The organism is Micromonospora sp. NPDC023956 (assembly GCF_040639195.1).
In the GTDB taxonomy this organism is placed as follows: domain Bacteria; phylum Actinomycetota; class Actinomycetes; order Mycobacteriales; family Micromonosporaceae; genus Micromonospora.
The window spans coordinates 210,388-222,976 of record NZ_JBEZZN010000008.1 but is presented as its reverse complement, the minus strand read 5'-3'; the positions used below and the strand labels follow the sequence as shown (position 1 = coordinate 222,976).

The following is a 12,589-nucleotide window of genomic DNA, read 5'->3' as shown; positions in this document are numbered from 1 at the left end:
GGCACGCGTCGGCGACGCGGCACACGTGGGTGTTCCTGCTGCACGCCCCGCCAGCGTCCGGGGGTGACCGGCTCGGCTGGCCCTGGGCAGCGTGGACCCGGGTCGGTTCGACCCTGGAGGGGAGGCGGTGTCCGGTGGGACCCACCACCAGTGGGCGGCGCCAGCAGTTCGCGCCGGCCCTCACCCAAGCTATCGTTAAGTTCCACATGGTGCCCGCTGTTCCCACCACGTGGGCACCCTCACGCGACGACGAGGGGCCGGCCGGTCACCGGGCGAAGAAGTGCCAGCCGAGCCACCACCAGAAGCCGAACAGGCCGATCCGCCCCACCGGCACCGAGCCGACCTCGTACTGCATGACGTACGCGCAGACGTCACCGAACGACGGCACCCGCGAGCCCTCCCGGCGGGCCGCCCACTCGACGACGGCGAACAGCACCAGCGAGGCCAGGAAGCCGCTGATCGCGAGGGTCCTCATCATCGCCGCACCAGCCCCCAGAACGCCGCCAGCCAGGCGAACCAGGCCGCCGCCCGGACCAGCGAGTCCTCCAGCAGGGGATCGGCCAGGCGGGAGAAGGTGGGGAAGTCGTCGCCGGCCGCCATGACGAAGGTGGCCCCCTCGAACACCCCGAAGATCACCACCGGCAGTACCCACCAGACCGTGCCGGGAGGCAACCGCTCCGGCGCGGGGCGACGCGGCACCCGGTGGCTCAGCCCGAGCCAGACCAGTACCCCGCCGGTGCCGATGGTGTAGAGGTTCGCCGACGTCGAGAAGGAGGGCAACTGACCGCCGACCAGGGAGAGAAGGGCCAGTACGGGCACGGCGACCACCGGACGGTCCCACGTCCGGGGCGCCTCGGCGGCAATCTCGTGGGGCTGCTCCATGCCGCGATTGTCTCCTTCCGTCACGGAGCGCGGGAAGGCCGACACTCCTCGCGGTCAGTCCCGGTCCACCGTCCGGATCAGCGCCGTGTCCAGTTCGGCCCGGATCCGGGCCACCACGTCCTGCGCGGTGCCCCGCCCGGTGAACCCGGCCGCGAAGCGGTGCCCGCCGCCGCCCAGGGCCACCGCGACCCGGCTGACGTCCACCGCGCCCTTGCTGCGCAGGGAGACCGCCCAGCCGTCCTCGGCGATCTGCTTGAGCACACCGCTGACGTCCGCCTCGGCGGTGCAGCGCACCGAGTCGATCAACGGTTCCAGCACGTACGGCCGCTGGTCGTGGCGGGCCAGGTCGGCCAGGGTGGCGTAGGTCCAGACGAAACCGTGCCCGCCCGCCGCCGCCGGTTCCAGCCGGGTCCGGGCGAGCACGTCGCCGTAGAGGCGGACCGCGCCGAACGGACGGGTGTCGAAGATCCGGCGGGAGATCTCCCCCGGCCGGATGCCGGTCGCGAGCAGCCGGGCCGCCATCCGGTGCACCTCCGGCGTGGTGGCGTCGAACCGGAACGAGCCGGTGTCGGTGGCCAGTGCGACGTACAGACACTCGGCGATCGCCGCGTCGAGCGGCACGTCGAGACGGGTCAGCAACTCCTCGGCCACCACCGAGGTCGCCGCGGCGCGCGGGTCGACCAGGTGGATGTCGCCGAACCCGGTGTGCGAGGCGTGGTGGTCGAGGACCACCGTCGGGGCCGTGACCGCCAGCCGGTCGACCAGCTCGCCCAGCCGGGACTCGCTGGCCGCGTCGAAGCAGAGGACCAGATCCGGGTCCGGGTACGCCTCGGCGGCCGGCACCAGCAGGTCGAGGCCGGGTAGGCCCCGGAAGGGTTCGGGCACCTCCGGCGGGCCGGGGAAGGTCGCCTGCACCCCGCGCAGCCCGAGGGTGCGCAGTCCCAGCCCGAAACCGAGCATGCTGCCCAGCGCGTCCCCGTCCGGGTTGACGTGACAGATCAGCAGCACCCGGGCGTCCGGGGTGAGCCGGCGCACCGCGTCGACGGCGGCGGCCCAGTCGGCGGCGGCCGGTCCGGACGGCTCACCGCCGAGTGCGTCGCCGGCCGGGGAGTCCGGATCGTCGGTCACCGCTGTTCCCGGGCGGCCGACGGCACGTCGTCGGCCCCGGTGTCGTCCCCGTCCTCGTCGTCCTCCTCGTCCACCCGGTACGGCTGGGCGTCCCCGGCGTACTGCGCCCCGGCGGCGATCCGCTGCACCTCGGCGTCGGCGTTGCGGGCCTGGGCGAGCAGGTCGTCGATGTGCTTGACGTGGTCCTGGACGTTGTCCAGGACGAAGGTCAGGGTCGGCGAGTGCCGCAGCCCGAGCGCCTTGCCGACCGTGCTGCGCAGCATGCCCTTGGCGCTCTCCAGCGCGGCGGCGGTGCCCGCCTGCTCGGCGGCGTCCCCGAGCACGGTGTAGAAGACCGTGGCATCGCGCAGGTCGGCGGTGATCCGGGCGTCGGTGATGGTGATCATGCCGAGGCGGGGATCCTTGATCTGGCGCACCACCGACGCGACCAGTTCACGCACCCGTTCGGCGTGCCGGCGTACCTTGGCCGGATCCGTCATCTCCGCCACCTCCACGGCATCGACGTCCCGGTCCGGACCGGGGCGCGAACGCCACCGGTGACCGGACCGGCCGATAATTCGAACACTACCCGCGCGACAATACGGTCACGCCCGAGCACCGGCGGCCTCGGCCACCGGCATCCGCCGTCAGTCGTCCACGCCGTGCAGACGCCGACGGACCGACAGCAGTTCCACCTCCGGGCGGCCCGCCACCAGACGCTCGCACGAGTCGAGCACCTCGCGGACGTGTGCCGCCTCCGCGGCCACCACGGCCACGGCAATCTCGGCTCGACCGTGCAGGTCGAGCGCTCCCACCTCGGCGGCCGACACCTCGAAGCGGCGCAGCGCCGCCACGATCGGCCGTACGTATGATCTCTTGATCTTGAGCGACCGGGAATCACCCGGCAGCAGCAGGTCGAAGACCGCGGTTCCGGTGAACATCGCCTCGGACGATACCCGCTCACCCGCCCCCATGATCAAGGGGTTTACGCCGGACCGGCGTAAACCCCTTGACCTGGTGTCCGAGCGTCAGCTACGAACCTTCTCGCGCATCTCGAAGGTCTCGATGATGTCGCCGACCTGGACGTTGTTGTAACCACCCAGGGTCAGACCACACTCGAAGCCCTCACGCACCTCGGTCGCGTCGTCCTTGAACCGCTTGAGCGAGCTGATCGTGAGGTTGTCCGCCACGACCGCACCGTCGCGCAACAGTCGCGCCTTGGCGTTCCGCCGCATGATGCCCGACCGGACGATGCAACCGGAGATGTTGCCGACCTTGGACGAACGGAACACGTCGCGGATCTCCGCGGTGCCCAGCTCGACCTCCTCGTACTCCGGCTTGAGCAGGCCCTTGAGCGCCGCCTCGATCTCCTCGATGGCCTGGTAGATGACGGTGTAGTACCGGATCTCCACGCCCTCGCGGTCGGCGATCTCGCGGACCTTGTTGGCGGCCCGCACGTTGAAGCCGATGATCGTGACCGCCTCGGACGAGGCGCTCGCGAGCATGACGTCGCTCTCGGTGATCGCGCCCACGCCCCGGTGGATGATCCGGAGCTGGACCTCCTCCGGGATGTCCAGGTTGAACAGCGCGTCCTCGAGCGCCTCCACGGAACCGGAGACGTCGCCCTTGAGCACCAGGTTGAGCGAGGTCTTCTCGCCCTCCTTGAGCTGCTCCATGAGCGTCTCGAGGGTGGCCCGGCCACGGGAGTTGGCGAAGGACGCCGCCCGCCGCCGTGCCTGCCGCTGCTCGGCGATCTGCCGAACGGTGCGGTCGTCCTCGGCTGCCAGGAAGGTGTCACCCGCACCCGGCACCGCGGTCAGACCGAGCACCAGCACCGGACGCGCCGGACCGGCCTCGACGACCTGGTTGCCGTTCTCGTCGAGCATCGCCCGGACCCGGCCGTGCGCCCCACCGGCGACGATCGAGTCGCCCGCCCGCAGGGTGCCCTTCTGCACCAGCACGGTCGCCACCGCACCACGGCCCTTGTCGAGGTGCGCCTCGATCGCCACACCCTGCGCCGGCCCGTCGATCGGCGCGGTCAGCGTCAGCGACGCGTCGGCGGTCAGCAGGACGGCCTCGAGCAGTTCCTCGATGCCGATGCCCGGCTTGGCCGCCACGTTGACGAACATCGTGTCGCCGCCGTACTCCTCGGCGACCAGGCCGTACTCGGTCAGCTGCTGGCGGACCTTGTCCGGGTTCGCCTCCGGCTTGTCGACCTTGTTGACCGCGACCACGATCGGCACGTCCGCCGCCTTGGCGTGGTTGAGTGCCTCGATCGTCTGCGGCATCACGCCGTCGTCGGCCGCGACCACCAGCACCACGATGTCGGTGACCTGGGCACCACGGGCACGCATGGCGGTGAACGCCTCGTGACCCGGGGTGTCGATGAAGGTCACCGCCCGGTCCTCGCCCTCGTGCGGGACGTGGACCTGGTAGGCGCCGATGTGCTGGGTGATGCCACCCGCCTCGCCGGCCACGACGTTCGCCTTGCGGATCGCGTCGAGCAGCTTGGTCTTACCGTGGTCGACGTGACCCATGACGGTCACCACCGGCGCACGGGTGACCAGGCGGTCCTCCGCGACCTCGGCGTCGAGGTCGATGTTGAACTGCGCGAGCAGCTCGCGGTCCTCGTCCTCCGGGCTGACGATCTGCACGTTGAAGCCGAGGTGCTCACCCAGCAGCAGCAGGGTGTCGTCAGAGCAGGACTGGGTCGCGGTGACCATCTCGCCCAGGTTGAACATCTCCTGGACCAGCGAACCCGGGTTGGCGTTGATCCTGTCGGCGAAGTCCGACAGCGAGGCGCCACGGGACAGCCGGACGACCTGACCCTGACCCCGGGGCGCGCCCGAGCTCATGGTCGGGGCCGACAGGTTGTCGAACTCCTGTCTGCGCTGCTTCTTGGACTTGCGGCCACGGGTCGGCCGGCCACCCGGACGCCCGAAGGCACCCGCGGCACCGCCGCCACGGCCACGACCGCCGCCACCGGGACGACCGCCGCCACCGGCCGGCGCACCGGGGCGGAACCCGCCACCTGCACCGGCACCGGCACCGCCGCCACCACCGGGACCGCCACGGAAGCCACCGCCACCGCCGCCACCACCGGGACCGCCACGGAAGCCACCGCCACCGCCGCCACCACCGGGGCCACCGCGGAAGCCGCCGCCACCGCCGCCACCACCGGGACGACCCGCGCCACCGCCGGGACGACCCGCGCCGCCACCCGGACCACCGGGACGACCGGGACGCTGGCTCGGCATCGAGGCCGGGCTGGGCCGGGGCGGCATGGAGGCCGGACTCGGCCGGGGCGGCATCGAGGCCGGACTCGGCCGGGGGCCGCCGGCGCTGTTCGCCGGCGGGCGCGGCTGGCCGCCGCCCTGGATACCGAACGGGTTGTTGCCCGCGCCACGGGCCGGCGGACGACCACCGGGGCCGGGACGGCCCGGAGCCGGGGCGCCGGTACGACCGGCAGCCGGCGAACCCGGGCGGGGCGGCATCGCACCCGGACCCGGCCGGGGGCCGGGACGGGTACCGCCGTCCGTCGGGGGCTCCCGACGGACGTTGTCACGCTGCTGCTGCCGGGCGGCCTGGGCGGCCTTGACCGCGGCCTCCTGGTCAGCCTTCAGCTGGGCGGCACGCGCCTCGGCGGCGGCCACCTCGATGTCGTGGGCACTCGCCGGCTTGGCGACCGGAGTCGCCGGGGGCGGCGGGCCGGGGACCGGCCCCTTCGGCTTCGGACCGGGCACCGCCGGCCGCCGGGGCGGCATCGGCTTGGCCGAGATCCGGGAATCGCCAGGGGTCGGCGGCGGGGTCGGGGTGGGCCTCGGGGCCGGGTTCGGGGTTGCCGCCGCCGGAGCGGACGGCGCCGAGCTCTCGGCCGACGCGACGAATGCGCCCCGCAGTCGTCGGGCGACGGGCGCCTCGACGGTGCTGGACGCGGACTTCACGAACTCGCCCATTTCCTTCAACTTGGCGAGAACTGTCTTACTCTCGACCCCGAGCTCCTTTGCCAGCTCGTGTACGCGGGCCTTACCTGCCACTGCACTCCTCACTCCGAGGTCGTGCGGGCAGCACCCGCAGCGACCTCACTCCTGCACTTGAAGCCTGGTCATTTCAGGGACTTCATCGTGTGCTCATGTCGGTCGTCCTACCTTGCTAGTGACTCCCGTCCGGTCGGGCTGACCGGACGCGGAGCTTGGCGCGTCGACACACTTCGCCAGCTCACTGTGATCGGGAACCCCGGCGACACGCAACGCACGCCCGAAGGCGCGGCGTCGTACCGCCAGCGCGAAGCAGGCCGGATCCGGGTGCAGGTTCGCTCCCCGACCCGGCAGCCTGCGGGCCGGATCGGCTCGGAGGCTGTGACCAGCCTCGTCGTCAATCGCGACGATCCGCAGGAGTTCACTGGCCGGCGCCCGTTTCCGGCAGCCCACACAGGTGCGCTCCGGCTGCGTGCGTCGTACCACTGAGGAAGTCTACCCCTAGCTGCTCGAGATCGCTCCGCCCGGCTCCGGGACGTGATCAGCACCGCGTCGTCCGGCCGGGGCAGACTGCTCGGCATCGGACCGAATGTCGATTCGCCAACCGGTCAGTCGGGCAGCAAGCCGGGCATTCTGCCCCTCTCGGCCGATCGCCAGCGAGAGTTGGAAGTCGGGCACGGTGACCCGCGCCGTCCGGGTGGCCAGGTCGACCACCTCGACCCGGAGCGCCCTGGCCGGTGACAGCGCGTTGCCGACGAAGGTCGCCGGGTCGTCCGACCAGTCGATGATGTCGATCTTTTCGCCGTGCAGTTCGCTCATCACCGCGCGGACCCGCTGCCCCATCGGTCCGATGCAGGCGCCCTTGGCGTTCACCCCGGGCATGGTGGAGCGGACCGCGATCTTCGTCCGGTGACCCGCCTCACGCGCGATGGCGCTGATCTCGACCGTGCCGTCGGCGATCTCCGGTACCTCCAGGGCGAAGAGCTTCTTCACCAGTCCCGGGTGGGACCGGGAGAGGGTGATCTGCGGACCCCGCATGCCCTTGGCCACGTGCACCACCACGCAGCGGATCCGCTCGCCGTGGGTGTACCGCTCACCGGGCACCTGCTCGGACTGGGGCAGCACGCCCTCCAGCTTGCCCAGGTCGACGCTGACGATGCCCTTCTCGGACCGGGCCTCGTGCGCCTGGACCACGCCGGTGACCAGGTCCCCGTCGCGTCCCACGTACTCGCCGAAGTGCACCTCGTCGGTGGCCTCCCGCAGCCGCTGGAGGATCACCTGCTTGGCGGTCATCGCGGCGATCCGGCCGAAGTCGTGCGGGGTGTCGTCGACCTCCCGCACCACGGTGCCGTCGGAGTCCAGCTCCTGGGCGTACACCAGGGCCTGACCGTTCTTGCGGTCGATCTCCACCCGGGCGTGCGACTGGGCACCCTCGGTGTGCCGGTAGGCGGTCAGCAACGCGGTCTCGATCGCCGCGAGGATCGTGTCGAACGGAATCTCCCGCTCACGCTCCAGTGCGCGCAGCGCCGCGAGGTCGATGTTCACCTCTCCTCGTCCTCCACATCATCTTCGTCGTCGATGTCGTCGATGTCGTCGCCGTCCTCGTCGGTGGCGTCGAACTCGTCCGCCTCGTCGATCTCGTCGAGGCGGTTGAACTCCACCTGTACCCGACCCGGGCCGAGTTCGGCGTAGGTCCACTCCGCGCGCTCGCCGTCCACGTCGAGCGCCACCCGCTCGTCGTCCGCCGCCAGCACCCGGCCGGTGACCTGACGGTCCCCCGGCTGTCCGGCGCGTTGTTCCGGCACGGTCATCCGGGCCGTCACCCGCACCAGCCGGCCCACGTTGCGGCGCCAGTGCCGGGGCAGGGTGAGCGGGCGGTCCACGCCCGGAGAGCTCACCTCGAGCTGGTACTCCCCCGCGACGATGTCGCCGCTCGCCTCCTCCGCCGCGTCCAGCGCCGCCGAGACCGCCCGGGAGACGTCGGCCACCGCGTCCAGGCTCACGCCCCGGTCACCGTCGACGATCACCCGGACCACGTGCCGGCGGCCGGCCCGCGAGACGGAGAGGTCCTCCAGGTCGTACCCGGCGGCCACCACCACCGGCTCGATCACGGCCCGCAGCCGGGACCGGCGGGCGGCGAGATCCCCGCGCGGCGCACCGGCGGGACGGGGTCTCCCCGTCGACCCGGTGGCACGGCCACGCTGCGTCATCTGGCGCACCCCTCTCAGCTCGACGGCACCCGGTCGGGCCGCCACGGCGGCACGCCACCGGCGCGATCCGCCTCCGGTGGCTGTGCAGAGCGTAACGCGCCGTCGGCCGGAGCGACCGGGCGGCGCACCGACGCCGTTGCCCGCGAACGGTAGCGGATGGTGTTGACTTGTCCGGTGGCGATCGGCAGAGCAACACAGCGCGACGGAACGGCCGGACATACCCGGCGGAAGGTACTTCGTACCGGAGCACTCCTGGCCCTCGGCGGAGCCACCGCGTCGGCGGCCGGCTGCGGACTCCTCGACCGGGACGGCCCCCCGCCACCGCCCGACCCGCTGACCCCCCTGGTCGACGGCGCGCTCGCCCTGGCGGCCCGGTACCAGGCCGCGATCGACGCCGACCCGGCACTCGCCGGGCGGCTGACCCCGATCGCCGAGGCGCACCGGGCGCACGCGACCGAGCTGGCCGCAGCGATCGGGGTGGCACTCCCGTCGGCCAGCCCGTCCGCGCCGGCCGGCGCTCCCACCGGGACCGCCGCGGTCCTGGCCGACCTGCGCGCGGCCGAGGACCGCGCACGCGCCGAGGCGGCGACGTTCTGCGCGGAGGCCCCCGCGGACCGGGCCGCCCTGGTCGGGTCGATCGCCGCGGCGCGCGCCACCCACGTGGAGGTGCTCCGGTGACCGCCGGGGAGGCGCTCGGCGCGGCGCTGACCGCCGAGTACGCGGCGATCTTCGCGTACGGCCCGATCGGGGTACGGCTCACCGGCGCCGCCCGGCGGGCCGCCCGGGAGGCCGAGGCCGCGCACCGACGCCGTCGCGACGACCTGGTGCTGCGGCTGAGCACCGGCAGTGGCGCCGTCCCGGCCGACCGGGCCGGCTACGCGCTGCCCTATCCGGTGACCGACGCCGCGAGCGCGCTGCGCCTGGCGGTCGAGGTGGAGGAACGCACCGCCGCGTACTGGCGGGCGGCGCTGGCGGCCACCACCGGGACGGAACGCGCCGGGGCCCTGACGGCGCTGACCGACTGTGCGTTGCGGGCGACCCGCTGGCGGAAGACCGCCGGCGTGACACCGGCGACCGTCCCGTTCCCCGGCCGCCCCTCCTGACACGGCCGGCGGTGGACGGCAGACTGGGCGGCGTGTCCGTACTGCGAAGTCTCGCCCGTCGTCTCGGGCACCGACGCTGGTTCGCCGCGGCCGGTCGCCTGCTCGTCCCCGCCGACCGGCTGGTCGGGCGGCTCACCCGGGGACGGGTGGTGGCGCTCGGGCTGATCCCGTCCCTGCTCCTCACCACCACCGGCCGCCGCTCCGGCCGGCCCCGCAGCAACCCGCTGCTGTACGTGCCGGACGGGGAGGCGTACGTGGTGGTCGGGTCGAACTGGGGGCAGCCGAGGCAGCCGGCCTGGACGTCGAACCTGCTCGCCGAGCCGACCGCCGGGGTGACCCTCCGGGGACGCCGGATCCCGGTGCGGGCCGACCTGGCCACCGGCACCGAACGGGAGCGGCTCTGGCGGCTGCTGGTCACCGAGTGGCCGGCCTACCGCACGTACGCCCAGCGGGCCGGTGACCGGGAGATCCGGGTCTTCCGGCTCGTTCCCACGGGCGCGCCGTCGACCGAGGAGGTCACCTCCGCCGGCTAGGGTGGGCCGGGACCGCGACGCACGCAGTGAGGTGATGGGCGGGTGGACCCGTACGACGACCCCCGGTGGCGGGTGGCGGAACGGGTGGCCGACGCGCTGAACCGTCGCTTCCCCGCCGACGTGCTCGCCGTGGCGGTGCACGGTCCCCTCGCGCACACCGACGACGACGGTGGCGGGACGGACGAGGTGGGCCTGCTGGTGGCCACCTACCGGCCCGACTCCGGTCCCCGGTCGACCAGCCGACGGGTCGACGGGGTGCTGGTGGAGCTGACCGTCACCGGGTCGGAGGAGTACCTGCGCGAGGCGCGGACCCTGTCGCCCCGCTGGCCGCTGACCGCCGACCGGTACGTCACCACCCGGGCGCTGCACGACCCGACCGGCTGGCTGCCGAAGCTGCGCGACGAGCACCTGGGGCGGCTGGCCCGGGCCCGGCCGGCCGAGTTCAGCGCCGCCGCCCGGCAGGCCTGGTACCGGGGTTCGGCGGCGCACGCCCGGGCCGCCCGGCTGGCCGAGTGGCACGAGACCGACCAGGCTCTGCTCATGCTCGCCGAGGCGCGGCTCGCCGCGGCCACCGTGTCCGGGCTGCTGAGCCGGACGTACTTCCGGGACGCCGGGGACGCGGTCCGCCGCACCGGTCTCGCCGGGGCGGACATGATCGAGGTGGGCACGGTGCTGCGTCGGCAGTCCGGCGAGCTGGCCGCCCGGGGACGGCCGGTGGACGGCACCGTCGACGACCTGCTCGACGGCTGAACCGCTGCCCCCGCCGACCCGTCGCCGGCAGGGTCAGCCGATCCCGCCCTGGACCCCGATCAGCGCCCCGATCAGGTACGTCGCCGCGGCAGCCGCCGCACCGAGGAGAAGCTGCCGCAGCCCGCTGGTCCACCACGGCCGGTAGGTGAACCGGGCGACGATCGCCCCGGCGGCGAAGAGCCCCGCCCCGCCCACCACGAGGGCCAGCCAGAGACTGGTGAACCCGACCAGGTAGGTCAGGAGCGGGACCAGCGCGCCGATCGAGAAGAAGACGAACGACGAGAACGCCGCCGTCCACGGGCTCGGCCGTTCGTCCGGGTCGACCCCCAACTCCTCCCGGACGTGCACCCGCAACGCCTCCTCCGGGTTGCGCCGGATCGCCTCGGCGACCTCCCTGGCCAGGTCGTACGGGAGACCGCGGGCGGCCCAGGCGTCGGCCAGTTCCCGGGCCTCCGCCTCGGGGTGCCGTTCCAGCTCCCGCCGTTCCTTGGCGACCTCGGCGGCCACCTGCTCGTTGGCGGAGCGGACGCTGGTGTACTCGCCGAGCCCCATGGAGATCGCGCCGGCCACCAGCCCGGCGGTGCCGGTGAGCACGACGGCACGGGGCGAGACCCCGCCACCGCCCACGCCCGCGATCAGGGCGATGTTGGTGACCAGGCCGTCCATCGCGCCGAAGACCGCCGGGCGCAACCAACCACCGGAGACGTCCGCGTGGTGCCCCTCGTGCAGGGCGGCGGGTGTGTCGGTCACGGCAGGGTCAGGATCTCGTGGCCGCTCTCGGTGACCACGATGGTGTGCTCGAACTGGGCCGTCCACTTCCGGTCCTTGGTGACCACGGTCCAGCCGTCGTCCCACATGTCGTACTGGTACGTGCCGAGAGTGATCATCGGCTCGATGGTGAAGGTCATCCCGGGCTCCATCACGTCGGTGGGGCGCGGGCTGTCGTAGTGCGGCACGTACAGGCCGCTGTGGAACGCCTCCCCGATACCGTGACCGGTGAAGTCGCGGACGACGCCGTAGCCGAACCGCCGGGCGTACGACTCGATGACCCGGCCGATGACGTTGATCTGGCGGCCGGGGGCGACCGCGCGGATGCCCCGCATCATCGCCTCGTGGGTCCGCTCGACCAGCAGCCGGACCTCCTCGCCCGCCTCCCCGACGCAGAAGGTGGCGTTGGTGTCGCCGTGCACCCCGCCGATGAAGGCGGTGACGTCGACGTTGACGATGTCCCCGTCGTGCAGCACGGTGGAGTCCGGGATCCCGTGGCAGATCACCTCGTTGAGGCTGGTGCAACAGGACTTGGGGAAGCCCCGGTAGCCCAGGGTGGACGGGTAGGCGCCCTGGTCGACGAGGAACTCGTGGACCACCCGGTCGATCTCGTCCGTGGTCACGCCGGGCTTGCAGTGCTCACCGGCGAGCTGCACCGCGCGGGCGGCGATCCGCCCGGCGACCCGCATCCGCTCGACGGTCTCCGGGGTCTGCACGTGCGAGCCGCGCCACTGCTGGGGCCGCTTCTTGCCCACGTACTCCGGTCGGCGGATGTGCGACGGCACCGGTCGCCACGGAGAGAGCGTTCCTGGGGTCAACGGCGCACGGGCGGTCATCCGTCAAGCCTATCGCCGCCTCCGGAGAGCCGACACGCAGCGGGCCGGGCACCGGCGGGCGGTTGTTGCCCCGGTCCGGGCACTGTGCCATGGTGGCAGGCGTGGATCAAGGAGGAAACGCTCCCGTCTTCACGGCCAGCGCGCAGGTCGACGGCGGCAACCTCCGGGTCGTCGTGACCGGTGAGGTCGACATGGCGACCGCCGGGACGATGCTCCAGACCGCGCTCCGGGAGCCGGCCGGGACGTTGACCCTGGACCTGCGGGCGGTCACCTTCTTCGACTCCGCCGCCATCCACGCCGTCGTCCAGCTCGCCCGGCGCTTCCCCGGCACGCTGACCGTGCTGCCGTCCCGCCAGGTGCACCGGGTGCTCGAGATCGCCGGTCTCGCCGGTCAGGACTGGTTCGACCGAAGCTGACCCGCCC

The 12,589-nt window shown here is 73.1% G+C and carries 16 protein-coding genes; 5 read left to right on the top strand and 11 right to left on the bottom strand.

The genetic code is table 11. The features are described 5' to 3' along the window. Nucleotides 1–265: 265 nt before the first annotated feature. The 9 genes from AB0F58_RS17900 to rimP all read right to left on the bottom strand — a co-directional run bounded on the left by AB0F58_RS17900 (nt 266) and on the right by rimP (nt 8,176). A complete protein-coding gene (locus tag AB0F58_RS17900; RefSeq protein WP_357143806.1) occupies nt 266–475 on the bottom strand; it encodes a DUF6186 family protein in 210 nt (69 codons plus the stop codon). After that, nucleotides 475–882, bottom strand: a complete 408-nt coding sequence (locus tag AB0F58_RS17895; RefSeq protein ID WP_357143645.1) for a hypothetical protein — start codon at nt 880–882, stop codon at nt 475–477. The genes AB0F58_RS17900 and AB0F58_RS17895 overlap by 1 nt, the downstream gene beginning before the upstream one ends. Before the next feature lie 54 nt (nt 883–936). Continuing rightward, nucleotides 937–2,010, bottom strand: a complete 1,074-nt coding sequence (locus AB0F58_RS17890; protein ID WP_357143643.1) for a bifunctional oligoribonuclease/PAP phosphatase NrnA — start codon at nt 2,008–2,010, stop codon at nt 937–939. Next, nucleotides 2,007–2,489, bottom strand: a complete 483-nt coding sequence (rbfA, locus tag AB0F58_RS17885; RefSeq protein WP_357143641.1) for a 30S ribosome-binding factor RbfA — start codon at nt 2,487–2,489, stop codon at nt 2,007–2,009. The genes AB0F58_RS17890 and rbfA overlap by 4 nt, the downstream gene beginning before the upstream one ends. Before the next feature lie 147 nt (nt 2,490–2,636). Next, entirely contained in the window at nt 2,637–2,930 is a 294-nt protein-coding gene (locus AB0F58_RS17880; RefSeq protein ID WP_357143639.1) for a DUF503 domain-containing protein, read from the bottom strand. Between the two features lie 87 nt (nt 2,931–3,017). Beyond that, nucleotides 3,018–6,026: a translation initiation factor IF-2 gene (gene infB / locus AB0F58_RS17875; RefSeq protein WP_357143637.1), complete on the bottom strand. Its 3,009-nt coding sequence runs from the start codon at nt 6,024–6,026 to the stop codon at nt 3,018–3,020. A 93-nt stretch (nt 6,027–6,119) separates the two neighbouring features. Beyond that, nucleotides 6,120–6,452: a YlxR family protein gene (locus AB0F58_RS17870; RefSeq protein WP_357143635.1), complete on the bottom strand. Its 333-nt coding sequence runs from the start codon at nt 6,450–6,452 to the stop codon at nt 6,120–6,122. A gap of 15 nt (nt 6,453–6,467) precedes the next feature. Beyond that, nucleotides 6,468–7,511: a transcription termination factor NusA gene (nusA, locus tag AB0F58_RS17865; protein ID WP_357143632.1), complete on the bottom strand. Its 1,044-nt coding sequence runs from the start codon at nt 7,509–7,511 to the stop codon at nt 6,468–6,470. Then, a complete protein-coding gene (gene rimP, locus AB0F58_RS17860) occupies nt 7,508–8,176 on the bottom strand; it encodes a ribosome maturation factor RimP (RefSeq protein WP_357143630.1) in 669 nt (222 codons plus the stop codon). The genes nusA and rimP overlap by 4 nt, the downstream gene beginning before the upstream one ends. Before the next feature lie 156 nt (nt 8,177–8,332). On the opposite strand from rimP, the gene AB0F58_RS17855 reads away from it, so the two are divergent. The 4 genes from AB0F58_RS17855 to AB0F58_RS17840 are packed head-to-tail and all read left to right on the top strand — an operon-like array spanning nt 8,333 to nt 10,562. Further along, nucleotides 8,333–8,854, top strand: a complete 522-nt coding sequence (locus tag AB0F58_RS17855) for a hypothetical protein (protein WP_357143628.1) — start codon at nt 8,333–8,335, stop codon at nt 8,852–8,854. Continuing rightward, entirely contained in the window at nt 8,851–9,279 is a 429-nt protein-coding gene (locus AB0F58_RS17850; protein ID WP_357143626.1) for a ferritin-like domain-containing protein, read from the top strand. The genes AB0F58_RS17855 and AB0F58_RS17850 overlap by 4 nt, the downstream gene beginning before the upstream one ends. 32 nt (nt 9,280–9,311) lie before the next feature. Then, on the top strand, nt 9,312–9,812 hold the full coding sequence (locus AB0F58_RS17845; RefSeq protein ID WP_357143624.1) for a nitroreductase/quinone reductase family protein: 501 nt from the start codon (nt 9,312–9,314) through the stop codon (nt 9,810–9,812). A gap of 42 nt (nt 9,813–9,854) precedes the next feature. Continuing rightward, nucleotides 9,855–10,562 (top strand): nucleotidyltransferase domain-containing protein, encoded by a 708-nt coding sequence (locus AB0F58_RS17840; protein ID WP_357143622.1) that lies wholly within the window; start codon nt 9,855–9,857, stop codon nt 10,560–10,562. A gap of 33 nt (nt 10,563–10,595) precedes the next feature. Here AB0F58_RS17840 and AB0F58_RS17835 read toward each other — a convergent pair whose 3' ends face one another. Together AB0F58_RS17835 and map are read right to left on the bottom strand one after the other, a co-directional pair. After that, nucleotides 10,596–11,312, bottom strand: a complete 717-nt coding sequence (locus AB0F58_RS17835; RefSeq protein WP_357143620.1) for a VIT1/CCC1 transporter family protein — start codon at nt 11,310–11,312, stop codon at nt 10,596–10,598. Beyond that, a complete protein-coding gene (gene map / locus AB0F58_RS17830; RefSeq protein ID WP_357143617.1) occupies nt 11,309–12,166 on the bottom strand; it encodes a type I methionyl aminopeptidase in 858 nt (285 codons plus the stop codon). The genes AB0F58_RS17835 and map overlap by 4 nt, the downstream gene beginning before the upstream one ends. 101 nt (nt 12,167–12,267) lie before the next feature. Between map and AB0F58_RS17825 the strand changes: the two genes are divergently transcribed. After that, complete coding sequence (locus tag AB0F58_RS17825) at nt 12,268–12,582, top strand: STAS domain-containing protein (RefSeq protein WP_357143615.1); 315 nt, start codon at nt 12,268–12,270, stop codon at nt 12,580–12,582. The last annotated feature ends 7 nt before the right edge of the window (nt 12,583–12,589 follow it).